This window comes from Kitasatospora arboriphila (assembly GCF_039528095.1).
Taxonomy (GTDB): Bacteria; Actinomycetota; Actinomycetes; order Streptomycetales; family Streptomycetaceae; genus Kitasatospora; species Kitasatospora arboriphila.
In genome coordinates this window covers 12,829-35,609 of the sequence record NZ_BAAALD010000032.1, presented here as the reverse complement: position 1 = coordinate 35,609, position 22,781 = coordinate 12,829, and the positions used below count along the sequence as shown (strand labels likewise).

At 72.4% G+C, this 22,781-nt stretch carries 25 protein-coding genes; 19 read left to right on the top strand and 6 right to left on the bottom strand.

The annotated features are described in order from the left end of the window. The first annotated feature begins 19 nt into the window (after positions 1 to 19). Both ABD353_RS18015 and ABD353_RS18010 read left to right on the top strand, forming a co-directional pair. Positions 20 to 886: a TetR/AcrR family transcriptional regulator gene (locus tag ABD353_RS18015; protein ID WP_344624638.1), complete on the top strand. Its 867-nt coding sequence runs from the start codon at positions 20 to 22 to the stop codon at positions 884 to 886. Next, complete coding sequence (locus ABD353_RS18010) at positions 883 to 1,038, top strand: DUF6131 family protein (RefSeq protein ID WP_199922906.1); 156 nt, start codon at positions 883 to 885, stop codon at positions 1,036 to 1,038. Before ABD353_RS18015 ends, ABD353_RS18010 begins: the two co-directional genes overlap by 4 nt. Before the next feature lie 328 nt (positions 1,039 to 1,366). Here the strand turns inward: ABD353_RS18010 and ABD353_RS18005 are convergent, their stop codons facing one another. The 3 genes from ABD353_RS18005 to ABD353_RS17995 form a co-directional block, all read right to left on the bottom strand. Beyond that, positions 1,367 to 2,200 carry a YhjD/YihY/BrkB family envelope integrity protein gene (locus tag ABD353_RS18005; protein WP_344624637.1) on the bottom strand — a complete coding sequence of 278 codons (834 nt, stop codon included), beginning with the start codon at positions 2,198 to 2,200 and terminating at the stop codon, positions 1,367 to 1,369. A 392-nt stretch (positions 2,201 to 2,592) separates the two neighbouring features. Beyond that, positions 2,593 to 3,756, bottom strand: coding sequence for an SRPBCC family protein (locus ABD353_RS18000; RefSeq protein WP_344624636.1), 1,164 nt, complete (start codon positions 3,754 to 3,756; stop codon positions 2,593 to 2,595). Between the two features lie 3 nt (positions 3,757 to 3,759). Next, positions 3,760 to 4,740 (bottom strand): histone protein, encoded by a 981-nt coding sequence (locus ABD353_RS17995; RefSeq protein WP_344624635.1) that lies wholly within the window; start codon positions 4,738 to 4,740, stop codon positions 3,760 to 3,762. A gap of 508 nt (positions 4,741 to 5,248) precedes the next feature. On the opposite strand from ABD353_RS17995, the gene ABD353_RS17990 reads away from it, so the two are divergent. The 14 genes from ABD353_RS17990 (at position 5,249) to ABD353_RS17925 (ending at position 13,820) form a co-directional block, all read left to right on the top strand. Continuing rightward, the gene (locus ABD353_RS17990; protein ID WP_344624634.1) at positions 5,249 to 5,614 is read left to right on the top strand and encodes a gas vesicle protein GvpO; all 366 of its coding nucleotides are present in this window, start codon (positions 5,249 to 5,251) and stop codon (positions 5,612 to 5,614) included. Positions 5,615 to 5,680: 66 nt separating this feature from the next. Then, a complete protein-coding gene (locus ABD353_RS17985; RefSeq protein ID WP_344624633.1) occupies positions 5,681 to 6,115 on the top strand; it encodes a gas vesicle structural protein GvpA in 435 nt (144 codons plus the stop codon). A 1-nt stretch (position 6,116) separates the two neighbouring features. Then, on the top strand, positions 6,117 to 6,830 hold the full coding sequence (locus ABD353_RS17980; protein ID WP_344624632.1) for a GvpL/GvpF family gas vesicle protein: 714 nt from the start codon (positions 6,117 to 6,119) through the stop codon (positions 6,828 to 6,830). 17 nt (positions 6,831 to 6,847) lie between these two features. Continuing rightward, positions 6,848 to 7,099 (top strand): gas vesicle protein GvpG, encoded by a 252-nt coding sequence (locus tag ABD353_RS17975; protein ID WP_344624631.1) that lies wholly within the window; start codon positions 6,848 to 6,850, stop codon positions 7,097 to 7,099. Positions 7,100 to 7,143: 44 nt separating this feature from the next. After that, complete coding sequence (locus ABD353_RS17970) at positions 7,144 to 7,581, top strand: gas vesicle protein (protein WP_344624630.1); 438 nt, start codon at positions 7,144 to 7,146, stop codon at positions 7,579 to 7,581. Beyond that, positions 7,578 to 8,372, top strand: a complete 795-nt coding sequence (locus ABD353_RS17965; protein ID WP_344624629.1) for a GvpL/GvpF family gas vesicle protein — start codon at positions 7,578 to 7,580, stop codon at positions 8,370 to 8,372. Before ABD353_RS17970 ends, ABD353_RS17965 begins: the two co-directional genes overlap by 4 nt. Beyond that, complete coding sequence (locus tag ABD353_RS17960; protein WP_344624628.1) at positions 8,369 to 8,611, top strand: gas vesicle protein; 243 nt, start codon at positions 8,369 to 8,371, stop codon at positions 8,609 to 8,611. Before ABD353_RS17965 ends, ABD353_RS17960 begins: the two co-directional genes overlap by 4 nt. After that, positions 8,608 to 9,012 (top strand): gas vesicle protein K, encoded by a 405-nt coding sequence (locus ABD353_RS17955; protein WP_344624627.1) that lies wholly within the window; start codon positions 8,608 to 8,610, stop codon positions 9,010 to 9,012. Before ABD353_RS17960 ends, ABD353_RS17955 begins: the two co-directional genes overlap by 4 nt. A 431-nt stretch (positions 9,013 to 9,443) precedes the next feature. After that, on the top strand, positions 9,444 to 9,944 hold the full coding sequence (locus ABD353_RS17950) for a hemerythrin domain-containing protein (RefSeq protein ID WP_344624626.1): 501 nt from the start codon (positions 9,444 to 9,446) through the stop codon (positions 9,942 to 9,944). Positions 9,945 to 10,425: 481 nt separating this feature from the next. After that, entirely contained in the window at positions 10,426 to 10,548 is a 123-nt protein-coding gene (locus ABD353_RS17945) for a hypothetical protein (protein WP_344624625.1), read from the top strand. Positions 10,549 to 10,924: 376 nt separating this feature from the next. Then, complete coding sequence (locus tag ABD353_RS17940; RefSeq protein ID WP_344624624.1) at positions 10,925 to 11,941, top strand: acyl-CoA desaturase; 1,017 nt, start codon at positions 10,925 to 10,927, stop codon at positions 11,939 to 11,941. Positions 11,942 to 11,958: 17 nt separating this feature from the next. Continuing rightward, complete coding sequence (locus ABD353_RS17935; protein ID WP_344624623.1) at positions 11,959 to 12,348, top strand: STAS domain-containing protein; 390 nt, start codon at positions 11,959 to 11,961, stop codon at positions 12,346 to 12,348. 6 nt (positions 12,349 to 12,354) lie between these two features. Continuing rightward, on the top strand, positions 12,355 to 13,086 hold the full coding sequence (locus tag ABD353_RS17930; RefSeq protein ID WP_344624622.1) for a GAF and ANTAR domain-containing protein: 732 nt from the start codon (positions 12,355 to 12,357) through the stop codon (positions 13,084 to 13,086). Further along, on the top strand, positions 13,083 to 13,820 hold the full coding sequence (locus tag ABD353_RS17925) for a GAF domain-containing protein (RefSeq protein WP_344624621.1): 738 nt from the start codon (positions 13,083 to 13,085) through the stop codon (positions 13,818 to 13,820). The genes ABD353_RS17930 and ABD353_RS17925 overlap by 4 nt, the downstream gene beginning before the upstream one ends. A gap of 125 nt (positions 13,821 to 13,945) precedes the next feature. On the opposite strand, the gene ABD353_RS17920 is transcribed toward ABD353_RS17925, so the two are convergent. Beyond that, entirely contained in the window at positions 13,946 to 14,860 is a 915-nt protein-coding gene (locus ABD353_RS17920; RefSeq protein ID WP_344624620.1) for an ABC transporter substrate-binding protein, read from the bottom strand. Between the two features lie 294 nt (positions 14,861 to 15,154). Between ABD353_RS17920 and ABD353_RS17915 the strand changes: the two genes are divergently transcribed. Next, positions 15,155 to 15,844 carry a TetR/AcrR family transcriptional regulator gene (locus tag ABD353_RS17915; RefSeq protein ID WP_344624619.1) on the top strand — a complete coding sequence of 230 codons (690 nt, stop codon included), beginning with the start codon at positions 15,155 to 15,157 and terminating at the stop codon, positions 15,842 to 15,844. Beyond that, entirely contained in the window at positions 15,841 to 16,752 is a 912-nt protein-coding gene (locus ABD353_RS17910) for an SDR family oxidoreductase (protein ID WP_344624618.1), read from the top strand. Before ABD353_RS17915 ends, ABD353_RS17910 begins: the two co-directional genes overlap by 4 nt. An 11-nt stretch (positions 16,753 to 16,763) precedes the next feature. Here ABD353_RS17910 and ABD353_RS17905 read toward each other — a convergent pair whose 3' ends face one another. After that, positions 16,764 to 18,365: an FAD-binding oxidoreductase gene (locus ABD353_RS17905; protein ID WP_344624617.1), complete on the bottom strand. Its 1,602-nt coding sequence runs from the start codon at positions 18,363 to 18,365 to the stop codon at positions 16,764 to 16,766. A gap of 69 nt (positions 18,366 to 18,434) precedes the next feature. Here ABD353_RS17905 and ABD353_RS17900 point away from each other — a divergent pair, with 69 nt between their 5' ends. Further along, complete coding sequence (locus tag ABD353_RS17900) at positions 18,435 to 19,097, top strand: TetR/AcrR family transcriptional regulator (RefSeq protein ID WP_344624616.1); 663 nt, start codon at positions 18,435 to 18,437, stop codon at positions 19,095 to 19,097. A 179-nt stretch (positions 19,098 to 19,276) separates the two neighbouring features. Here the strand turns inward: ABD353_RS17900 and ABD353_RS17895 are convergent, their stop codons facing one another. Further along, positions 19,277 to 22,549 (bottom strand): LamG-like jellyroll fold domain-containing protein, encoded by a 3,273-nt coding sequence (locus ABD353_RS17895; RefSeq protein WP_344624615.1) that lies wholly within the window; start codon positions 22,547 to 22,549, stop codon positions 19,277 to 19,279. Positions 22,550 to 22,781: the final 232 nt, after the last annotated feature.

Below are 22,781 nucleotides of genomic sequence, written 5' to 3'. Positions count from 1 at the left end.
GAGTGACAGGAGGACCGCCATGCCCCAGACCCCGGCCGACCCGGCCGTCCGGGAACACGCTCGACACACGGACGGAAAACTGAGCCGCGAGCGGATGCTCGCCTGCGCCCTGGAGATCATCGACCGCGAGGGCGTCGAGAAACTGTCCATGCGCCGTCTGGCCCGCGCCCTCGACCACGACCCGATGAGCCTGTACCGCTACGCCGCCAACAAGGCCGCCCTGCTCGACGGTGTCGCCGAGACGGTCCTCGGTCAGCTCACGGTCGATTCCGCCGACCCGGACTGGGCGGCCCAACTGCGCGCAGTCGCCCGCGACTACCGCCGGCTCGCCCTCGAGCACCCCAACGTCGTACCGCTCCTGGTCACCCGCCCCCTGGCAACCCCACTGGCCCTGCGCCCACGCGGCACACTGCGTCCGCTCGAAGCCGTTCTCACCCTGCTCACCCGCGCCGGCTTCGACGGCCCCGGCGCGCTGCACATCTACCGCGCCCTGTTCGGATTCCTGAACGGCCACGTCCTCGACGAACTCCAGGAACTCGTCGACAACCCCGAGGAGACCGACGACCTGCTGCGCCTGGGGCTCCACCGCCTGCCGCTCGGCGAATTCCCCCTCCTGCGCTCCCTCGCCACCGCTCTCGCCACCTACGACGGCGCCGCCGAACTCGAGCGCGGGCTCGACATCCTCCTCACCGGCCTGACCACCACCCCTACCCCCCCGGCCCGGAAAACCGACAAACGCCGGACACGGGCACCGGACCCCGCGGACCACGACCGGGGCCGGAAGACGCAAATCCTCTGGAACGGAGACCGAGAACAGGAAAGGCAAAGCACCTTCCCCGCACTGACGGAGAACCACGGGGGGAAACCACAACGGAGACCATCGTGATCATTCTCGGAGCCATTCTCCTCGTCATCGGACTCGTCGCCGGCATCGGATTCCTGTGGACCATCGGCGCCGTCCTGGTCGTCATCGGCCTGATCCTGTGGATCATGGGCGCGGTCGGCCACCAGGTCGGCAGCCGCCCCCACTACTACTGAGCCGCAACCTGCGCCCCTTCCCAAGGCCCGGCGCCACGATCGCGAATCCGCACAGCAGATTCCGACCGCGGCGCCGGGCCGTCAGATCCGAGGCCGCGGCGCTCCGCGTAAGCCGCCGGCGCTGTCGAGAGCCCACCTGCCCGACGTCACGACACGCCGCGGTCGGGGCGATGCCATCTGCCGTTCCGGTCGCACACGGGCGCCGCACTTCCTGATCACGGTCAAGACCGGCTGATCACGGTCAAGACCGGCCGGCCGGCTTCCACACACGGGCGCGGGCGCGGGTGCGGATGTCCCTCCCGCAACGGCCGCGCTGCCGAGTCGGGTCTCACTTCCATCGTTTCAGCACGCTCGTCACGCGCGGAAGGTCTTCGTGGATCAGACGGCCGACCAGCGCGCCACCGAAGACGACGACTCCCACGCCGACCAGCCACGACTGGATGACCAGAACGGTCCCGAACGGGCCGTAGGTCACCGTGTTGGACGCGATCAGCGGTGAGAAGACCAGCCGGGAGAACAGCCGCAGGCCGAGCAGTCCGACCACGGTCACCACGGCCCCGGGCAGCAGCGCACCCCAGCGCACCCGCCCGCCGAGCAGCAGCCACTGCGACCACCAGACGAACACCACCGCGCCCAGCGCCGCCCCGAGATCTCCGGCCTCGGACCGGCGCACGAGCGTACTGGTGGCGAACAGGAAGAGGAACCCGATGAGGACGGCGAGCCACAGCACATGCCGCCACCGGGCCCACCAGCGGGCCGGCGGCAGATCCCAGACCTTCTCGTAACCGCTCTGCACCGCGGCCCCGAACGACAGGCCGAACACCGCCAGGGCGGCGAGGCCGAAGGCCGTCGTCGTCCGGAACGCCTGGCCGGGCCGCCCGAAGAGCCGCTCGACCTCCTGCCTGGAAGCCGGCGACACACCGAGCCCGTCCCCCAGCCACTGCGCGAACCCCCGCCCGCGGTCCGGATCGGCCGCCGAGACCACGATCAGCAGCGGAACCAGGGTGAGGAACCCGAGCGCCGCGAAGCCCAGCGCCCGCTGAGACAGCTGCAGATCCCCGCCCCGTGCCCAGCCACGCCCGACCGGCGACCGGCGGATCCACCGGCGCAGCCGTCGATACGGAGACGGACGGCCTGCAGCGCTGGGGGGCTCCATCGGCATGCATGTCGACTACCACACTCGGTGCGCCGCTGCTGGAGGGCGCGGCCCGGGAGCCGATCCCGGGCCGCGCCCTCCACCTGCGGGACGAATCGGCCGGCGCTGTGGCTGCCGGCAATCAGCAACAGAACGTCCACGCGGATCCAGTCCATGAGATGGCCCGGCTCCGGGTGAGCCCGTGCGTACGCCGGCCTCACCCGGTCCGTCAGCGGGCGCGACCGCCGCCGGCGGGAAACCGGAACCGTTCACCGGCTTCGCCGCGCCACCGTCCGCCTCCACGGCGAGGAGCTCGCTCGCGGTTGCCCGGCCACCGGGCCGGGTTCACGGTGATCCGGGTGGTCAGGCCACTCCGCTCGTCGATCGTGGCGGCCAGGGAGGGAGCTCGGGGAGGACTGTCATCGGCGGGCGCGGTCGTCGTCCTCCTCCTCATCCGGCTCGAAGCCCTCGGCCTCGTCGTCGTCGGCCTCGTCGTACTCGTCCTCGTACTCGTCGTCGTCCTCCGGAGCGTCCTCCTCGTACTCCGCTTCGTCGTCGAAGTCGTCCTCGGCGTCACCCTCTTCGGGCTCCTCCTCGTACTCGCCCTCGGCGTCACCCTCTTCGGGCTCCTCCTCGTACTCGCCCTCGGCGTCACCTTCCTCGGGCTCCTCCTCGTACTCGCCCTCGGTGTCCTCGTACTCCTCGTCCGCGCCTTCCTGGTCCTCCCGCTCCCGGGCGGCCTCCTCCTCTTCCACGGCCTCGTCATGGGTCTTGACGACCTCGCCGTCGCGGATCTCGCCGCGCCAGCCCTCGGCCTCGTCGTTGGTGAGGGAGACGTAGCGCTGGAAGTTCTTGAAGTCCAGCCGCAGGCGGCGGCCCTGGGCACGCCAGATGTTCCCGGTCTTCTCGAAGAAGCCCGCGGGGTAGTACTCGACGACGAGGACGATGCGGGTCAGCGTCGGGGTGATCTCATGGAAGCTCACAGCGCCGCGGGTGCTGCCCTTGGCGCCCTGTGAGGTCCACACGATGCGCTCGTCCGGCACCTGCTCCTGGACGGTGGCCTTGAAACTCCGTTTCGACGGCCCGACCTTGACCTTCCAGTCGGTGGTGACCTCGTCGCCCTGGGAGACGCTCTGCACTCCCTTGGCAAAGCCGCTGAAGTCCTCGTACTTGGTCCAGTGGTCGTACGCGGTGCGCACGGGCACGCCGACGTCGAGGGCCTCGATCATGTTCATCGGCTTCTTGCCGGACTTCCGCCCGGGCTTGCCGCCCCCGCCGAACGCCCCCTTGACCTTGTCGACGACGCTGTCCTTGACGCTCTTCGCCTTCTCGCCGAGGAAGGCCTTGATCGGCGAGTCACCCTGCAGGACACGGGCGCCGACCTTCGGCAGCACCCCCCCGTTCTCGGCGACCTCCCCGAGTTGACCCGTAAGGTCGGAGACCTTGTCACCGGCCTTCTCGACCAGGTGCTCCATCTGCGCCCCGAGATAGTGAACGGCCTCCTCACGCAGCTTGTCGAAACCCGATTTTTCGGACGACTCTTCCGGGGACTTTTCGCGCGACTCACGTTCCGTCGTGGCCATGGCCTACCTCCTGCCGCTGGAGCGGGTCGAGGACCTGCCGGATGCGGTCTTCTTCGCTGCGGTCTTCTTGGCCGCGGCCTTCTTCGCGGGGGCCTTCTTGGCCGCGGTCTTCTTCGCGGGGGCGGACGCCTTCGGTCCTGCCGCCTTCTTGGCCGCAGTCTTGGCCGGCGCTGCGCGACCCGTCGAGCGTTTGGCGGGTGCGGCACCCTTGGCGGGCGCCTTCTTCGCGGGGGCGGACGCCTTCGGTCCTGCCGCCTTCTTGGCCGGCGCCGCGCGACCCGTCGAGCGTTTGGCTGGAGTGGGTCTCTTCGCCGGGGCCTTCTTGGCGGCCGTGGTCGGCCTCCGGGTCGGGGCCTTCTTCGCCGGCTTGCCTTCAGGCGAGGGCTCAGGCGAAGGCTCGGCCCTGCGGGCCGACCGCGAGGTGCGACCAGCGCGGCCCCGCGCAGCACGCTCCTGCGCCGGCTCTTCGGGCTCTTCCTCGTCCTCGGGTTCCTCGGGCTCTTCCTCGTCCTCGGGTTCCTCGGGTTCTTCCTCGTCCTCGGGCTCTTCGGGTTCTTCCTCGTCCTCGGGCTCCTCGGGCTCCTCTTCGTCCTCGGGTTCCTCGGGCTCCTCTTCGTCCTCGGGCTCTTCGGGTTCTTCCTCGTCCTCGGGCTCTTCGGGCTCCTCCTTCGGCTTGCCGATGTTGAGCGTGCGCTCGTGCAGGGACTCGGCGAACTCGCCGACGCGTCGGTTGGCCGCAGCGACCAATGCCTTCTTGCCCGTCTCCAGCAGCTCCCCCTTGACCTGCTCGCCCAGCTCCGCGACCTGCGGAACCTCGCCCAGCTTCCGGAGCCCCTCGGTGGCGAGTTGCTTCGGATCGAGGCCGAACCGCCTTCCGGCGATGTACGTCGCGACGGCGAAGGCGAGCCGCCCCTTCTTCGTGCGTCCGAGAACGTATCCGCCGGCGACCGCGGCGCCCAGAGCGACCTTGGTGGTGTTGTTCATGAAGTCATCCCTTCGGCTCGTGTCCCCCTTCCCGATCGGGCACCGCGTCCAGGGGCGTACACGGCGGCGCGAGGGCCCGTACCCGCGACGGGAGCGTTGCACCGGGCTCGCCACCACGTTCCCGGCGAGCGGGCACACGCGGTGCGGCCGGAGGGCCTGACCCACCCCGGCGCGCGGGGCGTCATGACGTCCCGTCACTCACGCGCACCCCGTCAACCGCGTTGTGACACCGCGAGGGACGGACCCTCTCGGCGCTCGGGGCCGCGGCGAGCCGTATCTCCAGTCTGGTCAGTCGGCCCGGTGAGTGCACGCGGGGTACGGAGCTTCTGTACGGCGGCGGCGTGTGGCAAACCATGTTGTCCCGGTGGGCCCGGGGCCGACATCAACGGTCGTCCCGTGCATCGGACGTGCGCGGCTGCGCCGCCGATCCGGGCAGGGGACAATGGGACAGCAGGACGGAAGTAGCGCTGATGGGTGCAACCGATACGCCCGATTCCGGAGCAGGCAGATGGCCGCAGGCAGTGAGCACGGTGCCACGGCCGGTAGGCGTGCCCGTGAAGGCTCCCACGAGCCGCGAACAGCCCCTCGCCGCCGTGTAGCCAAGCCCGCGCGGCGGGTCTCGGCCCCCCGTGCCATCCGTTACGCGGCCGAGCAACTCGCCGAACTGCTCGGCCGGCCGCCGGAGTCGGTGTCGGCGCTGAAGCCGACCGAGGAGGGCTGGCAGGCCGACGTGGAGGTGGTGGAACTGGAACGGATCCCGGACACGACCAGCGTGATGGCCAGTTACCGCGTCACGCTCGACGAGGACGGCGAACTGCTCGGCTACGAGCGGATCCGCCGCTACAGCAGGGGGCAGGTCGACCGGCCGACGTGACACTCACCCGGCTGCAGTGGGGGCACACCCGCCGGAAGCACCGGCGGCCGGTGAAGGGAGGCACCCGTGACGGTGGTGCCGCAAGGCCAAGCCGGCGTTTCCCGTGGCGGGAGCACCGGCAGTCTCTACGACATTCTCGAGCTGATCCTCGACCGCGGGCTGGTGATCGACGTCTTCATCCGGGTCTCCCTGGTCGGCATCGAGATCCTGAAGATCGACATCCGGATCGTCGTCGCCAGCGTCGACACGTATCTGCGGTTCGCCGAGGCCTGCAACCGCCTCGACCTGGAGGCCGGGCGGAAGGCGCCGAGCAAGCTCACCGACATCGTCGGCGAGGTCACCGAGGGAGGTGCACACGGCAAGAGCAAGGGCGCTCTGTCCGGCGCCGTGGAGGCCGTCACCGACGCGCTCCACCTCGGAAGCGACGACGAGGACGAGAAGGAGCCCGCGCCCAAGCGTGAACGGCCGGCCCGCAGGCCCGCCCGGCGCCGGGAGGAATGACGTGTCCGTGTACGTGTACTCCATCACCGCCGCCTCCCACCCCCGCCAGTTGGCCGGGCTCGTCGGCGTGGGCGAGCCTCCCTCGACGCTCCGCAGCGTGTGCGCCGGGCCGCTCTGCGCGGTCGTCAGCGACGCCCCCGACGAACTGCGGCCCAAACGCCGCGACCTCACCGCGCACCAGAGCGTCCAGGAACGCCTGATGTCCGACGGCACCGTGCTGCCGCTGCAGTTCGGCCTCACCGCCCCGGACGACGACGCGGTACGGGCGGCGCTCACCGAACGCCACGACGAGTACCTGGAGCGCCTCACCGCCCTGGAGGGCTGCGCCGAGTACCACCTGAAGGCGGCCATCGACGAGAGCGCCCTGCTGCGCCAGATCCTGCTGGATTCCCCCGAGGCCAGGCAGCTCAACGACGAGATCACCGGCGGCAACACCAACCCGGACCTGCCGCTGGCCCTCGGCGAACTGGTCGCCAACGAGGTCCGGGCCCGCCACTACGCGCTGGCCACCGGCATCACCGAGGCCCTGCGGCCCCACGCCCGCCAGGAGGTCAACTCCGAGCCGACGGGAGACGACTTCCTCAACGTCTCCTTCCTGGTGGACCGGGAGCACGAGCAGCTGTTCCTCGCGGCCGAGAAGGGCCTCACCACCGAACTCGGCGACGACTTCGACTTCCGGCTGCACGGCCCGCTGCCCGCCTACAGCTTCGTCTGAGGAAGGAGGAAGCCGCCATGGGCCTGCTCACCCAGATCCTCACCCTCCCGCTCGCGCCGCTGCGCGGCACGGTCTGGGTGCTGGAACGCGTGGTGGAGACCGCCGAGAACGAGTACTACGATCCCGGACCCGTCCAGCAGGAACTCGGCGCTCTGGAGCGGGCACTCCTGGCCGGTGAGATCGACGACGAGACGTTCGACCGGCGTGAGGACGAGCTCCTCGACCGCCTGGACGAGATCAGGGCCCACAGGCAGCAGACCGGCACCTGACAGTGCACCGCGCAACCCCGGCCGGAGAAGGAGGCGAAACGACCGTGACCGAGCCCGTCGCCAACCGCCTGGGTTCCTTCCCCTCCAGATCGGCGCCGCCCGGGGGGCAGTCCTCGGCCAGCCTCGCCGACATCCTGGAACGCGTGCTGGACAAGGGCATCGTCATCGCCGGGGACATCCAGATCAACCTCCTCGACATCGAACTGCTCACCATCAAACTGCGCCTGCTGATCGCCTCCGTGGACAAGGCCAAGGAGATGGGCATCGACTGGTGGGAGCACGACCCCTCACTGTCCTCCCGGGCCGGGAGCAGGGAGCCGCTGGAGGAGGAGAACCGGCGCCTGCGCGAACAGCTCGAGGCCCTGCGGGCCGAGAAGGGCCTGCCGCCCGCCGCGGCCGCCGACGAGAAGCCTGCGCGCCGGCCCGCACGCACGAAGCGGACACCGCCCCGCACCCGGCCAGACACGGGGGACGAGCCATGACCGGGCCGCACCTCGCCTACACCTACGCCATCGCCCGGTACACCGACGGACTCGCGCAGGTCGTCGCGGCCCTCACCGGAGTGGCCGCCTCGCGTGTCCACCTCGTGCAGCCCACGCGCGGCCGTGACCCGGTGGCCGCCGTCAGCCCGGTGCCGGCCGAGGACTTCGACGAGACCGCACTCCGGCGCCACCTGGAGGAACTCGCGTGGCTGGAGGAAGTCGCCCGGAGCCACCACGGCGTGATCGAGGCGATCGCCGCGCACACCACCGTCCTGCCGCTGCGGCTGGCCACCGTCCACCTCGACGACGGCCGCGTACGTGCCGTGCTCGACGCCCGGCAGGAGACCTTCCTCGACCGCCTCACCCAGCTGGCCGACCGGCTGGAGTGGGGCGTCAAGCTCTATCTCGACGCCCCTGCCACCCCGCCCCCGCCCCCACCGGCGGACCTCGGCCCCGGACGCGCCTACCTCCACCACCGCCGGGCCGAACAGGACCTCCGGCAGGACAGCCACGACGCGGCCCGGACGGCCGCCGAGCGGATCGACGCAGCCGCACGGCTCCACGCCGTCGACCGCGTCCGCCACCGCGTCCAGCAGGGCGAACTCGCTCCGGGGCCCGGCACCAACGTCACCAACGACGCCTACCTCGTCCCCGTGGAACGCGCGGAGGCCTTCCGGGCCGACGTGATGCGGTCGACCGACGGCCTGCCCGGGATCCGGGTCGACGTCACCGGCCCCTGGGCCCCCTACTCCTTCGCCGCCCCGCACGAAGAGGAAGACACCGCGCCGTGAGGGCAGCCAACGACCGATCGGCCGCCCCCGACGCCCCCCTGCCGCAGCGCCAGGTCGCCCTCATCGACCTGCTCGACCGCCTGCTCGGCAGCGGCGTCGTCCTCACCGGCGACATCGTCCTGTCCATCGCGGACATCGACCTCGTCCGGATATCGCTGCGAGCACTCATCGTGTCCATCAGTGAACAGCACCCCGCACCGTGGGCCACGGGCGTCCCGCAACCACCCGGACGGCCATGACGGACACACCCCGTCCCTCCGACCGCTTCGACGAAGTCGCCGAAGCGGCCACCCGCGCCTTCCGACTGCTGCCTGCCACGCCCCGCGACGACCCCCGGCTCCTCGCCCCCGGGCCCCGGGGCCCGGCCCGGAGGATCAGTACCGGTCCGGACACCGTCGAACGCGACCTCATGAAGCTGGTCCTCACCATCGTCGAACTCCTGCGCCAGCTCATCGAACGCCAGGCACTCCACCGCGTCGAGTCCGGTGACCTCACCGACGCTCAGGAAGAAACCCTCGGCGCCACCCTCATGGCCCTCCACGACCGCATGACCGAACTCTGCACCCGCTACGGCCTGACCCTTCAGGACCTCAACCTCGACCTCGGCCCGCTCGGCACCCTCCTCCCGCCGCCGGACTGACACCTCGGCACGCAGGTGCGGCACAGGCCGGACGGAAGCCGACTGCCCGCCTCGACGGTGCACTCGTCACCGCTCCCGGGCATGGGGAGCAACCCGAAGACACACAGGACGACCACGTGCGGGCAGCGGCGTGCAGGGCCGCACCGGCACATCCCCGACCGACCCGATCCGGCGAAGGCCGTGACGCGCGGCGCGGGTCACGGCCGGACCGGAAGCCGTACTCCATGCCCGGGCTCGACGAACGCCGTGAACGGGCCGGTCGCCCTTCACCCGCCGGTCCAGCAGGTGCAGCAGGTCGGTCGCCCCCGGCAGCCTGTCAGGCGCGGACGGCACGGGATCGGACGGCACGGGATCGGCGGGCACCGGACGTGTGAGCCCGAGCCCGGCGGGCAGACGCGAGGCCATGCCTCGCCCTACGGAGGAACCAGCCCATGTCCACTGATGCCATTGTTCTGCTGAAGGAGGACCACAAGGAGGTGCGCCGCCTCTTCCGGGCCTTCGAAGCCGCCGACGAGAACGCCAAAGAGGTCAAGTCGGACCTCGTGAGCAGGATCGTGGAAGCACTGACGGTCCACACCTTCATCGAGAACGAAGTCATGTACCCCGCGATCCGTGAACTCGTTCCCGCACTCGAACAGGACATCCTGGAGTCCTTCGAGGAGCACCACGTCGCCGACCTGCTGTGCGCCGAACTCGACGCGATGGACCCGGACGACGAGCGGTTCGACGCGAAGACCACCGTCCTCGTCGAAGCCGTCGGCCACCACATCCAGGAGGAGGAGGACGACTGGTTCCCCCAGGTCCGTGACGCCCTGGGCCGCAGGGAACTCCAGGAGATCGGGGCCCGCATGCTTGAGGCCCGCGCCACGGCACCCCGCCGGCCCCGACAGCCCGGCTCGCTCAAGAAGGCCGCCGACGCGATCTTCCGCTGACCGCAAAGGCACGCCGGACAGCCGTACATCGCTCCCGATCCCGTTGCCGAAGGCCCCTGCCCGGGGATCGGCCCCGCTCCGCAGCCGTGCAGCGCCGGACTGGGCCGGCCGAGGAGGCGTCACGCCGGAGGCCGCAATGATCGTCCGCGGCGTCGCAATCCTCCTCGTCATCGGCCCGGTCGCCGGCGTCGGCTTCCCGTGGACGATCGGCCTTGTCCCGCTCCTCATCGGACTGATCCTCCGGATCATCGGAGCCGTCGGCCACGAGGCCGGAGGCCGTCGCCCATACCTGGTGAACCGTCAAACGGTCCCCGGCCGTGAACCGGAGTCGTCACCGGGCAGGCGTGCCCCATGCCCCGACGGCCGCCTCGCCCGCAAGCGTCGAAGTGCCGCGTCCGCCGGTGCTTGCGGCCGGTGACCGGGGGCGGGCCCCGCGCAGCGTCCGGGCGAGGGGATCCTCGGCACCCACTCCCACCGGTCCGTGGAGCCCGTCCGTCTCTTCATCGGCGACGACGGCATCGAGATCGGCGTGGACGTCGCGGCCGCCGGCAGGGAGGACCTCCGATTCCTGGCGGAAGCGCTGCTACGGGCGGAGTTCGCCTGAGTCTCATCACCCCACACGACCTCACGGCGCAGGACGTGCGGTCCGCGGTGGAGTCGCTGAAGTCACCGCCGGTCGAGGCGCGGCCAGGGCGGCCCGGCGTGGCCGAGGTCGAGACCTCGGCATGGGACCGGCGTGTCGGCCGGTAGGTGGTACGGCCGGCGGCCGGACGCGGTGCGGGCCGCCGGCGCCGGGATCCGGCGTTCGCCAGCCGCACGGGGGCGGGCACGCGGGCGAATGCTTGGCGGGGGGCCGCGACGGGCGTACCGTCGGAGGAGACCCGAACGAACGCCTCCCCCTTCTGCGGGCGGGAGACTCGTCGGGTCCGATCTGCCGCCCCAGACCCCGGCTGCGCCGCACCAATGGCGAAGGAGCCGGGATGGCCGTCACAGACCGCCGCGCCTCATCACTCTCCGACGGCGGCACCGACACCGCGCAACGCAGCACCGTCCCGGTGCCCTACGACGGGGTCTCGCCGTTCCCTCGTGTCGACCCCGCCGACCGGCACCGCATCCCCCGATGGCAACTGGCTGCCACCGCAGTCGTGGTGACGTTCCCGTTCATCGCGCTGGTGATCGCCGTCGGATGGCTGTGGGGCAGCCTCGTCGGCCCGACCGATCTGATCCTGGCCGCCGCGTTCTACTGCCTCACCTGCCTCGGCGTGACACTCGGCTTCCACCGCGGCCTCACCCACGGCAGCTTCACACCCAACCGCCCGGTGAAGATCGCGACGGCGATCGCCGGGTCGATGAGCTTCCAGGGTGACGTGATCACCTGGGTCGCCACCCACCGCCGCCACCACGCCTTCACCGACCGCCCCGGCGATCCGCACTCCCCGTTCCGGTTCGGCACCAGCCTCGCCGGTGAGCTGCGCGGTCTTGTCCATGCCCACGTCGGCTGGCTGTTCACCGCCGACGTCACCCCGCCCGCCCGCTACGCACCGGACCTCCTCGCCGATGCGGACCTGCGAGCCGTCTCCCGGGCGTTCCCCGCCCTGTGCGCGCTCTCCCTGGCGCTGCCCCTCGGGCTCGGCTGGGCCGTCAGCGGGAGTTGGCACGGCGCACTCACCGCCCTGGTGTGGGCCGGCCTCGTCCGGGTCGCCCTGCTGCAGCACGTGACGTGGAGCGTGAACTCGCTGTGCCACATGATCGGCCGACGCCCCTTCCGCACCCGCCGCCACGACCGCGCCACCAACCTGTGGCCCCTCGCGCTGCTGTCCTTCGGCGAGAGCTGGCACAACCTCCACCACGCCGACCCCACCTGCGCCCGCCACGGCGTCGACCGCGGACAGATCGACCCCACGGCCGCCGTCATCCGCCTGTTGGAGCGCCTCGGCTGGGTGCACGACGTCCGCTGGCCCGTCCCCGGCCGGCTCGAAACCCGACGGCTGTCCTGATCACTTGGAGCCGCACCATGCCCACCCCCGCTCCGGCCCTCCGCGTCACCGTTCTGCGTTCCGTGCCCGCCCGGCGCGCCACCGTCCACGTGGCCGGCGAGCTCGACCTCGACTCCCTGGCGCCGCTGCGCAAGGCGCTCCACCGCTGCCTGAGCGCGGGGATCAGCACCATCGACATCGACACCCGGGACATCACCTTCTGCGACGTCCGCGGCCTCAATCTGCTGCTGATCGCGGCCCGCCGGGCTGCCTCGGCCGGAGGCATCCTGACGGTGCGACGCCCATCCGCCTCGGTGGCCCGCCTGCTGGACCTCACCGACACCACCGACTACCTGATCCCGGCACCGGGCCCGCCCCCGGCCGCACCCGGCCACGCGCCGAGTGCCGCGGCCGGGTACGCGTCGTGAGCGGTCATGATCAGCGACCTGATGGCCCGGACCCTGCCCCGGCTCCGAAGACAGGCGGGCACCCTGGAGCTCGACGCGCTCCGCGAGGCGGGGCGGCTCGCTCTCGGTGTGGACTGCCTCGCCGTCTCGCTCCTCACCACCGATACCGGCAGACGCGAGCCCCTGTGGTACTCCGGCGCCCTCGCGCGCCGTTTCGAGGACATCGAATACGTGCTCGGGTCGGGCCCGAGCGGTGAGGCCGCCGCCCGCGGCCGGCCCGTCCTGGTTCCCGACCTGGCCGCGACCCGCGCCGAGCGCTGGCCGATGCTGGCCGCCGAGTCGGCGCCGCTGCCTGTCCTGGCGGTCTTCTGCTTCCCCCTCGGCGTCGGCGCCGTCCACCTCGGCACCCTCACCGCAGTGCGCCGCACCCGCGGACCGCTCACCGGAGCCCAGACCGACGACGCCTTCGCCCTCGCCGCAGCGATCACCTCGCTCTGCCTGGCCGTCCCGGACCACGACGCCGGCACGCCGGAGGAGGACCCGCCGGCGCTCCTGCGGGCCGTCGTCCACCAGGCGACCGGCATGCTCAGCGTGCAGCTGGGCGTCCCGCTGTCCGAGGCCCTGGCCAGGCTCTGCGCGTGCGCCTACGCGTCCGGGCGGCCGGTCGGCGACATCTCCCGCGACATCGTCGACCGCCGCCTCCGGCTGGGCGAGAATGAGGAAAGGAATAGCTTCGGGCGAGAAGGACCGGCTCCATGACGCGTGTGCAACGACTGACCGAGGTGTTCGTGGAGGTCGCCAACTCGCTGACCGATGATTTCGGTGTCATCGAATTCCTGCAGCAGCTGTGTGAGCGCTGCGTGGAACTCCTCGACGTCGAGGCGGCGGGAATCCTGCTCACCGACCAGCAGGGCCGGCTCATGACCATCGCCGCCTCCGACGAGCGCACGCACATGCTGGAACTCTTCGCCCTCCAGCACGACCAGGGTCCCTGCGTGGACTGCTACCGCACCGGCACCGCGCGGGTCGGCATCGACCTCACCGATGTGCAGGTCGCCTCGGAATGGCGGGCCTTCGCATCCCAGGCCCTGCAGATCGGCTTCGTAACCGCCAACGCGATCCCGATGCGGCTGCGCGGCCGGGTGATCGGCACCCTCGGCCTGTTCCAGAGCACACCCGGCCGGCTGAGTGCCGACGACATCATGCTCGCCCAGGCCCTCGCGGACGTCGCCACCGTCGCCATCCTCCGGCAGCGCACCCTCGACGACAGCGAACTCGAACGCGGCCAGCTCCAGTCCGCGCTGACCAGCCGGATCGCCGTCGAACAGGCCAAAGGCGTCCTCGCCGAGCGCTGGCAACTCTCCCTGGACGACGCGTTCGCCGCCTTCCGCACCTATGCCCGGGCGCACCGGCTCCGGCTCGCGGAACTGGCCGGGGAGATCGCGAGCGGGAAGTTCGACACCGACCGGATCCCCCACCCGGTCGCCGAGTAGCACCACGCATCGGCCCTTCCGGCGGCAAGCCCTTGGTGCCGTGCAGTGAGAGGTTCCTCCACGATCGTTCCGCTGGATCACACGCCGCTGCGCGGAAGGCCGCCGCCGCGGGCGGTGGGGCGTCGTCAGCTGGTGCCACCGTTGACGACGGGGCTCTGGATGGCGCCGACGGTGAGCTTGCGGCGGTTCAGGATCTCGTCGTAGGTGCCGTCCGCGACGATCCGCCGCATGGCCTTGGCGAGGACGTCGCGCAGCTGCTGGTCGCTCTTGCGCAGGGCGATGCCGTACGGCTTGGGCTGGAGCTGGGGGCCGGCGATGTCGAAGGCCTTGCCGCCGGCCGCGGTCTGCGAGTTGTAGAGCGCCTTGGGGTAGTCGGTGACGTAGGCGTCGACCCGTCCGCTGCGGAGTTCCTCCATGGCCCCGGCGTCGTCCGTGGTCTCCTCGACCTTCAGCGGCTTGCCCTGGCCGTCGCAGACCGCCTTCTGGCGGACGGCGAGGTCGTTGTGGGTGGTGCCCTTCTTGACGGCGACGCCGTGCCCGCACAGGTCGTCGATCTTGGCGATCTTCGCCGGGTTGCCCTTGCCGACCATGATGCCGATGCCGGCCATGTAGTAGTCGACGAAGTCGACGCCGTCGTTGACCTGCTTGCCGGTCTTGTCCAGCCCCTGGCGGCGGTTGAGGTTGTCGGTGATGCCGGACATCGCGACGTCGTACTTCTTGTCCAGCAGCCCCGGCAGCACGTTGCTGAACGGGCCGGCGTCCTGGAACTCGACCTTGACGCCGAGGACCTTGGCCATCGCGGCGCCGAGGTCGGGGTCGAGGCCGTCCGGCTGGCCCTCCGTGCCGCGGAAGATCACCGGGGCGGCGGTGAGCGAGGCGCCCACCCGGATCACCCCGGCCTTCTTGACGGCCTCGGGGAGCTGGTCGTGGAGGTCGGCCTCGCTCTTGCCGGAGCCGGTTGCGCTGCAGGCGCTCAGCAGCAGGGCGGAGGAGAGGACGGCGGTGACGGCGGTGCGGCCGCGCCCGGGCAGAGAAGTCATCGTATTCCCAAGTCGTTTCAGAGCGCGGCAAGTTCGGGACACGACGACACAAGGCAGTCCGAGGGCTCTCACAGGCCCCGCTCCGGTGAGATGAGTCGCCTCCGGCCGCCGAGGCCGCCCGGGCATGCCGGGGCGACCTCCGGAGGGACGCTGTACCCGGCCGATGATAGTTCGCAGGGCCGTGGACACGACACGGGGGGTCCCGCTCAGCGGACACCGGTGCCGCGGTTTGCGGTTCCGTCCGGCCGCCCGCTTTAATGAATGAACAGGCATTTATTAATGGGAGGAGCGGACATGGCCGGGCGTCCCCGCGGGGTCGACGACGTGGTGATCCTGCGCGCGACCGCGGAGGTGATCGGCCGGGTCGGCCCGGCCGGGCTCACGCTGGCCGCGGTCGCCCGGGAGGTCGGACTCGTGCCCGGCACCCTCGTCCAGCGCTTCGGTTCCAAGCGCGGCCTGCTGGTCGCGCTCGCCGAGCAGTCCGTCAAGGACGCCGACGCGACGGCCGGCCGGGCGCGCGCGGAGCACGGCACGGCCCTCGACGCCCTCGCCGCGCTGGTCACCGAGTGGCTGGCGCCCATGGACACCCCCGAGCGCTTCGCCAACCACCTGGCCTTCCTCTGCCTGGACCTCACCGACCCGCAGCTCCACCGGCACGCCCTGGCCGCCCACCTCGCCCAGCGCCGGGCGGTCGAGCGGCTGCTCGCGTCCGCCGCACCCGCCGGCGAGCTGCGCGAGGGCACGGACACCGCCGCCCTCGCGGGCTCCGTGCAGGCGGTCACCACCGGCGCCGGCCTGACCTGGGCGCTGGAGCGCAGCGGCACCCTCGCCGAGCGGGTCGAGTACGAGCTGCGGGCCCTGCTCGCCCCGCACACGACGGCCCCGCACGCGGCCGCCTCGTCGGCTACCGCCCCGCACGCGACCGCCCGTCACTCCGACGCTCCCCGCCACCCCGACCGCCCCCGCACCCCGGAGGAAGCATGACGATCGAGACCCGGCCGCTGGCCGGCACGGTGGCCCTGGTCGCCGGCGGCACCCGCGGCGGCGGCCGCGGCATCGCCGTCGAACTCGGCGCCGCCGGCGCCACGGTGTACGTCACCGGCCGCAGCAGCACGGCCGGCCGCTCGGACCTGGACCGCCCCGAGACCATCGAGGAGACCGCGGCGCGGGTCACCGAAGCCGGCGGCCTCGGCATCCCCGTGCGCACCGACCACGGCAGCCCGCAGGAGGTCCGCGCCCTGGTCGACCGGATCGCGGCCGAGCAGGACGGCCGGCTCGACCTCCTGGTCAACTCCGTGTGGGGCGGCGACGCCCTCACCGACTGGGAGCACCCGCTCTGGGAGCAGGACCTGGAGACCGGACTGCGCCTGCTGCGCCGGGCGGTGGAGACCCACGTGATCACCAGCCGCCACGCACTGCCGCTGATGGTCGCCCGCGGCAGCGGCCTGGTCGTCGAGGTGACCGACGGCAACACCGCCCGCTACCGCGGCAGCTTCTTCTACGACCTCGCCAAGTCCACGGTGATCCGGCTCGCCGTGGCGCAGGCCGCCGAGTTGAAGCCGCACGGCGTCGCGGCGGTCGCGATCACTCCGGGCTTCCTGCGCTCGGAGGCCATGCTCGACCACTTCGGCGTCACCGAGGCGAACTGGCGCGACGGTGTGGCGAAGGACCCGGACTTCGCCCACTCCGAGACCCCCGCCTACCTCGGCCGCGCGGTGGCCGCCCTCGCCGCCGACCCCGCCGTCATGGCCAAGAGCGGCCGCGCGCTCGCCACCTGGGGCCTGTACCGGGAGTACGGGTTCACCGACGTCGACGGCACGCAGCCGGACTTCGCCGCCCACTGGGCGCGGAGCCTGGAGGGCCGGTACGGGCCGCTCGGCGACCCGCTGTAGCCGCCCGGCCCTCAGGCGTCCAGCAGCACCCCGGGGTTGAGGACGCCGTGCGGGTCGAGCGCGTCCTTGGCGGCGCGCAGCGCCAGGGCGAAGGGCTCCGGGCGCTGCCGGTCGTAGGACCGGCGGTGGTCGCGGCCGACGGCGTGGTGGTGGGTGATCGTGGCGCGGTGGCGGTGCAGCACGTCCTCCGCCACGGCCTTGAGCTCGTCCCAGACGGCGTCCTCGTCCCCGTCCCGGCCGCCCGCGATCACGGTGAAGTAGGGGGCGGCGCCGTCGGGGTAGACGTGGGTGAGGCGGCAGTTGACGAGCGCGGGGTGGCCGGTGGCCTTCCGCGCCGCCGCGCCGACCTCGCTGCGGACGTCGTCGATCAGGGCCGGGATCCGGTCCCAGGTGGCGGCCGTCTCGAAGGTCTCGACGACCGCCCCCATGCGGGCGAGTCCGTCCCGCAGGTACGGCATCCGCAGGAAGGCGCTGCGCCAGGCCCCGACCGCGGCGTCCGGTGGCGCGCCGTCGCCGCCGGTCGGGTCCGCGGTGCCGCCGTGCGCGAGGGGGGCGTCGACGGCGAGGGCGAGCCGGTCCCCGACGGGGGCGGTGGCCGACTCGAAGCCGAGCACCAGGACGGCCGAGCCGTCGTGGGAGGCGCCGGAGAGCGCGGCCTCGCCGGCGTCCAGCAACCGGCAGTTGGCGGGCAGCAGGTCGGACTGGGCGACGGCGCGCACCGCGTCCAGGGCGTCCTGGAAGCGGGCGAAGGCGACCGCCGCCGAAGCCTTGTGGTGCGGGCGCTCCTGCAGTCGCATCCAGGCCTGCGTGATGATGCCGAGGGCGCCCTCCGAGCCGAGGAAGAGCCGGTCGGGGGAGGGGCCGGCGCCGGAGGAGGGCAGCCGCCAGGAGGTGCCGGCGCCGGCGGGGGTGACCACCCGCAGGGACTGGGCGAAGTCGTCGATCCGGGTGCGGCCGGTGGCGTAGTGGCCGCCGGCCCGGGTGGCGAGCCAGCCGCCGAGGGTGGAGAACTCGAAGCTCTGCGGGAAGTGGCGCAGCGTCAGCCCGTGCGGCCGCAGCCGGTCCTCCAGGGCCGGGCCGAGGATGCCGGCCTGGACGAGGGCCGAGCGGCCGGCGGTGTCGACCTCCAGCACGGCGTCCATGGCGCTGAGGTCGAGGGAGAGCACGGCGCGGTGGGCGTCCCCGCGGTACTCCACGCCGCCGACGACCGAGGAGCCGCCGCCGTAGGGGACGACGGCCACGCCCTGCTCGCCGGCCCACTCCAGCAGGTCGGCGACGTCCCGGTCGGAGCGCGGGTGGGCGACCAGGTCGGGGATCCGGCCCGGGCGGCCGCGCAGCGCGCGGGCCACGTCGCGGAAGGCCTTGCCCATGGCGTGCGAGGCGCGCGCGGCCGGGTCGTCGGTGACCAGCGGGGCGAGGGCGGCCGGCGGGGTGGCCGCCGGCGGGCCGATCCGCAGGTCGGCGATCCGCGGGAGGGGGAGCGGGCGGGCCAGGGTGCCGGGGACGAGGGCGCCCATCGCGACGCACTCGGCGTCGTCCGGGTGGGCGTCGGCCCAACCCCAGCCCCACCAGGAGCGGGTGCGGTGCGTGCGGGGTGCGGCGGCCTCGGCCATGGGGCTCCCTCGGGCGGCGGTGGCAGGAACTTACCAAGCGGTAAATTACCGTAGGGTAAGATCAAGGGCATGGCAATCCCCCCTTCCCGGGCCGGCACCAAGGGCGTCCCGCGGGCCGACCGCGAACGGCAGATCCTCGCGGCCGCCACCGAGGAGTTCGGCCGCCGCGGCTACGAGGCCACCTCGCTCGCGGCCGTCGCCGCACGCGTCGGCGTCACCAAGACCCTGCTGCACCAGTACTTCGGCCCCAAGCAGGACCTCTACCTCGCCTGCCTCGCCCCGGTCGGCGACCGGCTGCTGGAGGCCGTCCGCACCGCCATGGCCGCGGACGGCGACGACCGGCCGCCGACGCCCCTGCGGGTGCTGCACAACCTCTTCACCGCACTGGAGGGGCAGCGCGAGGCCTGGTTCGTCCTCTACGACGGCTCACTGCCGCCCGACAGCGAACCCGCCCGGCTCGCCGCCCGCTACCGGGTCGCCGTCGACGACCTCGCCGCGGCCGGCACCCTCGACCTCCTCCACCGGACCGGCCCCGCCGACGACCCCGGGGCGGACCGGACCGAACCGGACCCGCTCGACGCGGACGCCCTCGCCCACGCCTGGCGCGGCCTGGCCACCGCCCTGGTCCGCTGGTGGATCAAGCACCCCGAGGAGTCCGCGGACGCGATGGCGCAGCGCTGCGCACGCCTCTTCGCCGCCGCCCGCACCGCCCTCGGACCGGCCGCGCCCTGACCCGCTGCCGCGAGCCGTCCGGACGAGTGCGGCCCGCGGGCGCGTCCTCAGAGCTCACGGGTGCACCACAGGGAGGTACCCCCCAGCGCCCCCGGAGTGACCGCCCGAGCGCCTTCGAAGACATGCGCCCGGCCCCGGCAGCGGCGTGCTGCTGCCGGGGCCGGGGCCGGATGCCGCCGTTACGCGGGGGTCTCGGCGGTGTGCAGGCCGCTCACCTCCGCCGCCGTCAGGGCCCGGTCGTAGGCGTGCACCTGGTCGACCGAACCGTTCCAGAAGTCGGTGTTCTGGCCGTTGTACTTGGCGCGGCCGATCGCGAGCGGGCCGGTGCTGACGTCGGCCGGGCCGGAGGGCACGGACGCGGCGAGGACGCCGTCGACGTACAGCTGGATGGTGTTGCCCGCCCCGTCGTGCACGCCGACCAGGTGGTACCAGCGGCCGAGCTGCGGGGTGATCGGCAGCCGGGCTCGGTTGCCGCCGGGCAGGCTGAAGGCGAACGCCCCCTGGCCGTACTGCAGGTAGAAGGGGTTCTCGACGCGCCGGCCGTCCTGGCTGAGGGCGGAGGCGTAGTTGCCGGGCAGGGCGTCCAGGGTCACCCAGGCCGACACCGAGTAGCTCTTGGTGGTGTCGAGGACCGGGCCGGCGGTCTGCGCGTACTGGCCCTGGCCGTTGACCTTCAGGGCGCTGCCGCTGACGCCCGGCGCCCAGGAGGCGCCGTTCAGCGTGAGGTCGGCGTGGTTGGGGCCCTGGTCGGCGGCGGTGGGGCCGGTGCCCTCGTCGAGCGCCCAGGAAGCGCCGCCGTGCAGCTCGGAGCGGGCGCCGGCGGCGGCGCCGGCCGCGATGACCTTGAGGTTGACCGCGCGGACCTGGGCGGCGTCGACCTTGATCTGCCGACGGTCGTACGTCCAGAGGCCGTTGAGCTCGTTCTCCACGTCGGTGACCTGGGTGTAGACCGAGCCGGAGAGCTCGGCGCCGGCCGCCGCCAGGTAGAAGGTCTCGGTGTTTTGGACGTACTTCTGGGTGAGCGCCGCCTTGTCCGCCACACCGCTGTAGATCACGGTCGGGGCGCCGGGCCACATGTGGCCGGGGGAGCGGAGGGTGAAGCCGCCGTGCTCGCCGTCCATGGCGGCCCGGGTGGCGTCCGGGAAGGCCGGGTCGGTGTTGCCGTAGTCGTGGTGGTCGATGATGTCGCCCTTGCCGGAATCACCCTTGGAGGCGCAGCAGTTGACCCCGCTGTGGGCGTTGACCAGGCGGGACGGGTCGGCCGCCTTGACCGCCTCGGTGAGCTTGCCGGTCTCCGTCCGGTCCCACTCGCCCCAGCCCTCGTTGAAGACGATCCAGCCGATCACCGAGGGGGAGTTGTGCAGCAGCTTCATCTCCGCCGCGCCCTCGTCCTCGAACTCCTGCCGGCCGGCGGCGGTGCTGTAGTCGCCGGAGACGAAGTCCTGCCAGACCAGCAGGCCCAGCTTGTCGGCCTGGTAGTACCAGCGCGGCGACTCGACCTTGATGTGCTTGCGGACGGCGTTGAAGCCGAGGTCCTTCTGCGTCTTCAGGTCGAAGGCGATCGCGGCGTCGCTCGGCGCCGTGTACAGGCCGTCCGGCCAGAAGCCCTGGTCGAGCTGGGCGAGCGAGAAGATCGGCTTCCCGTTGAGGACGATCTTCCGGTACCCGCCGACGTCGGCCAGCGCGATCTTCCGCATGCCGAAGTAGCTCTTGACGGTGTCGGTCGAGCCGCCGCCGGTCAGGGTGACCTTCAGGTCGTAGAGGTACGGGTCGTCGGGCGTCCACAGGTGCTGGTTGCTCACCGGCAGGTGCAGCAGGGTGTTGGCGGGCCCGCTGATCGAGCCGACGGTGTTGCCCTTGGCGTCCTTGGCGACCGCCTTGACCAGCGTTCCGGCGGGCGCGCCGGGGGAGTCGACGGTCAGCGCGAGGGTGCCGGAGTCGATGTCGGGGGTGGCGGTCAGGCTCTCCACCGAGGCGGCGGCGACCGGCTCCATCCAGACGGTCTGCCAGATGCCCGAGGACTGGGTGTAGACGATGCCGCCGGGGGTGTTGGACTGCTTGCCGATCGGCTGGTTCGCCCCGGCCGTGTCGGTGACGGCGACGACGATCTCCTGCGGGCCGGTGCCCTTGACCGCGTCGGTGATGTCGGCACCGAACCCGGTGTACCCGCCGGTGTGCTCGGCCACCTTCGTGCCGTTGACCCAGACCGTCGCCCGGTAGTCGACCGCGCCGAAGTTCAGCTTCAGCCGGTTGTCCTTGCCGATCTTCCAGCCCTTGGGCACGGTGACGGTGCGCCGGTAGAACATGTGGTCCTCGTGCCGCTCCACGCCGGACAGCAGGGACTCGACCGGGTACGGCACGACGATCTTCTCGCCGAGCTCCTTGCCGAAGACCGGCTGCTCGTCGGCGGCCGCGGCGGCGAACTGCCAGGGGCCGTTGAGGTTCAGCCAGTCGTCGCGGACCAGCTGCGGGCGCGGGTACTCGGGCAGCGGGTGGTTCGGGTCGACCTTGTCGCCGAACGGGGTGGTGAGGCGGTGGGTGGAGGCGTTGGCCGAGGTCCGGGCGATCTGCGGCACGGCCTCGCCGCCGGAGGTGAGGGTGCCCGTGCCGTCGTAGCGGAAGCGGACCTGCTGGCCCTTCTGCACCGGCTCGGCGAGCCTGACGATCAGCGACCGCTTGTCGTCGGCGGCGACCGCGACGGACTTCACCGGCATCGGCGTGGTGTCCGCCTCGATCCGCAGGTGCTCGGCGAGGCCCGCCGTGCCGCCGACCTTGCCCTTGAAGGTGGCCTGCAGGCGCAGGCCGTCCCCGGCGACGTCCAGTGCGACCGGGTAGACGCTGAAGCCGTCCGGCGGGGTGAAGGCCGACTCGGGCACCAGCTGCTTCGGCAGACCCGGGCCCGACCAGCGCAGGAACATGTTGGCGCCGCCGACGTCCTGGAACATCTCCAGCCGGAAGTCGTGCCGCTCACCGGCGTTGAGGTGCAGGACGGCGCTGGTCTGCTCGCGGTCCCAGTCCGGCACCCAGTGGTCGATGACCGGCGCACCGTCGACGAACAGCCGGAAGCCGTTGTCGCCGATCGCGTAGAAGGTGTAGTCGCCGGTCGTCGGGGCCTCGATCCGGCCGGTCCACCGGGCCGTGGTGTTCTCCTGGCGTCCCGTCATCTCCTGGAAGGCGCCGGCCAGCCCGGGAAGGTCGATGCTCGGGTCGAGCGAGACGCCGCCGAGCTCCGCGAAGTCGCGGGCGCCCGGGGCCGACATCCGGTAGTACTCGCCCTTCAGCCCGTGCACCTGGGCGTCGGGGTCGGCTGCGGCGAAGGCGGTCGCCCGGTCGGCCGGCTCGGCCGCGGACGCGGCGGGGACGAGGCCGGCCACGGGCAGCGAGAGCGTCGCTGCCAACAGCAGCGACCACATCCCGCGCCACGGTCGGCGGGCTGGGTGTCGTCGTCTCATGCGGATGCTCCTCACAGGGGGTGGGCCGCCACCCCGCCGGGCTGCCGTCCCGGCGGGGGCGGGTGGGAGTGATGGCGTGCGGCCGGCACCGCCAGGCCGGGATCGGCCGGGTCGGCGCGGCGGAGATCGGACGGAACGGGCTCGGGGGCGGGAGGGGACGGGAGCGGACGGAGGCCGGTGTCGGCATCGCCGCCGGGGCGGCCGGGGCGGCCTGCCGTCGCGTCACGGCAGG

Excerpts from the sequence above, each read along its gene's own strand:
- ABD353_RS17910 (WP_344624618.1), top strand. The coding sequence starts at position 15,841 with ATGACGATCGAGACCCGGCCGCTGGCCGGCACGGTGGCCCTGGTCGCC.
- ABD353_RS17900 (WP_344624616.1), top strand. The coding sequence starts at position 18,435 with ATGGCAATCCCCCCTTCCCGGGCCGGCACCAAGGGCGTCCCGCGGGCC.
- ABD353_RS17920 (WP_344624620.1), bottom strand. The coding sequence starts at position 14,860 with ATGACTTCTCTGCCCGGGCGCGGCCGCACCGCCGTCACCGCCGTCCTC.
- ABD353_RS18015 (WP_344624638.1), top strand. The coding sequence starts at position 20 with ATGCCCCAGACCCCGGCCGACCCGGCCGTCCGGGAACACGCTCGACAC.
- ABD353_RS17905 (WP_344624617.1), bottom strand. The coding sequence starts at position 18,365 with ATGGCCGAGGCCGCCGCACCCCGCACGCACCGCACCCGCTCCTGGTGG.
- ABD353_RS17990 (WP_344624634.1), top strand. The coding sequence starts at position 5,249 with ATGGCCGCAGGCAGTGAGCACGGTGCCACGGCCGGTAGGCGTGCCCGT.
- ABD353_RS17965 (WP_344624629.1), top strand. The coding sequence starts at position 7,578 with ATGACCGGGCCGCACCTCGCCTACACCTACGCCATCGCCCGGTACACC.
- ABD353_RS18005 (WP_344624637.1), bottom strand. The coding sequence starts at position 2,200 with ATGCCGATGGAGCCCCCCAGCGCTGCAGGCCGTCCGTCTCCGTATCGA.
- ABD353_RS17895 (WP_344624615.1), bottom strand. The coding sequence starts at position 22,549 with ATGAGACGACGACACCCAGCCCGCCGACCGTGGCGCGGGATGTGGTCG.
- ABD353_RS17930 (WP_344624622.1), top strand. The coding sequence starts at position 12,355 with ATGATCAGCGACCTGATGGCCCGGACCCTGCCCCGGCTCCGAAGACAG.
- ABD353_RS17940 (WP_344624624.1), top strand. The coding sequence starts at position 10,925 with ATGGCCGTCACAGACCGCCGCGCCTCATCACTCTCCGACGGCGGCACC.
- ABD353_RS17955 (WP_344624627.1), top strand. The coding sequence starts at position 8,608 with ATGACGGACACACCCCGTCCCTCCGACCGCTTCGACGAAGTCGCCGAA.
- ABD353_RS17995 (WP_344624635.1), bottom strand. The coding sequence starts at position 4,740 with ATGAACAACACCACCAAGGTCGCTCTGGGCGCCGCGGTCGCCGGCGGA.
- ABD353_RS17925 (WP_344624621.1), top strand. The coding sequence starts at position 13,083 with ATGACGCGTGTGCAACGACTGACCGAGGTGTTCGTGGAGGTCGCCAAC.
- ABD353_RS17950 (WP_344624626.1), top strand. The coding sequence starts at position 9,444 with ATGTCCACTGATGCCATTGTTCTGCTGAAGGAGGACCACAAGGAGGTG.
- ABD353_RS17935 (WP_344624623.1), top strand. The coding sequence starts at position 11,959 with ATGCCCACCCCCGCTCCGGCCCTCCGCGTCACCGTTCTGCGTTCCGTG.
- ABD353_RS18000 (WP_344624636.1), bottom strand. The coding sequence starts at position 3,756 with ATGGCCACGACGGAACGTGAGTCGCGCGAAAAGTCCCCGGAAGAGTCG.
- ABD353_RS17915 (WP_344624619.1), top strand. The coding sequence starts at position 15,155 with ATGGCCGGGCGTCCCCGCGGGGTCGACGACGTGGTGATCCTGCGCGCG.
- ABD353_RS17975 (WP_344624631.1), top strand. The coding sequence starts at position 6,848 with ATGGGCCTGCTCACCCAGATCCTCACCCTCCCGCTCGCGCCGCTGCGC.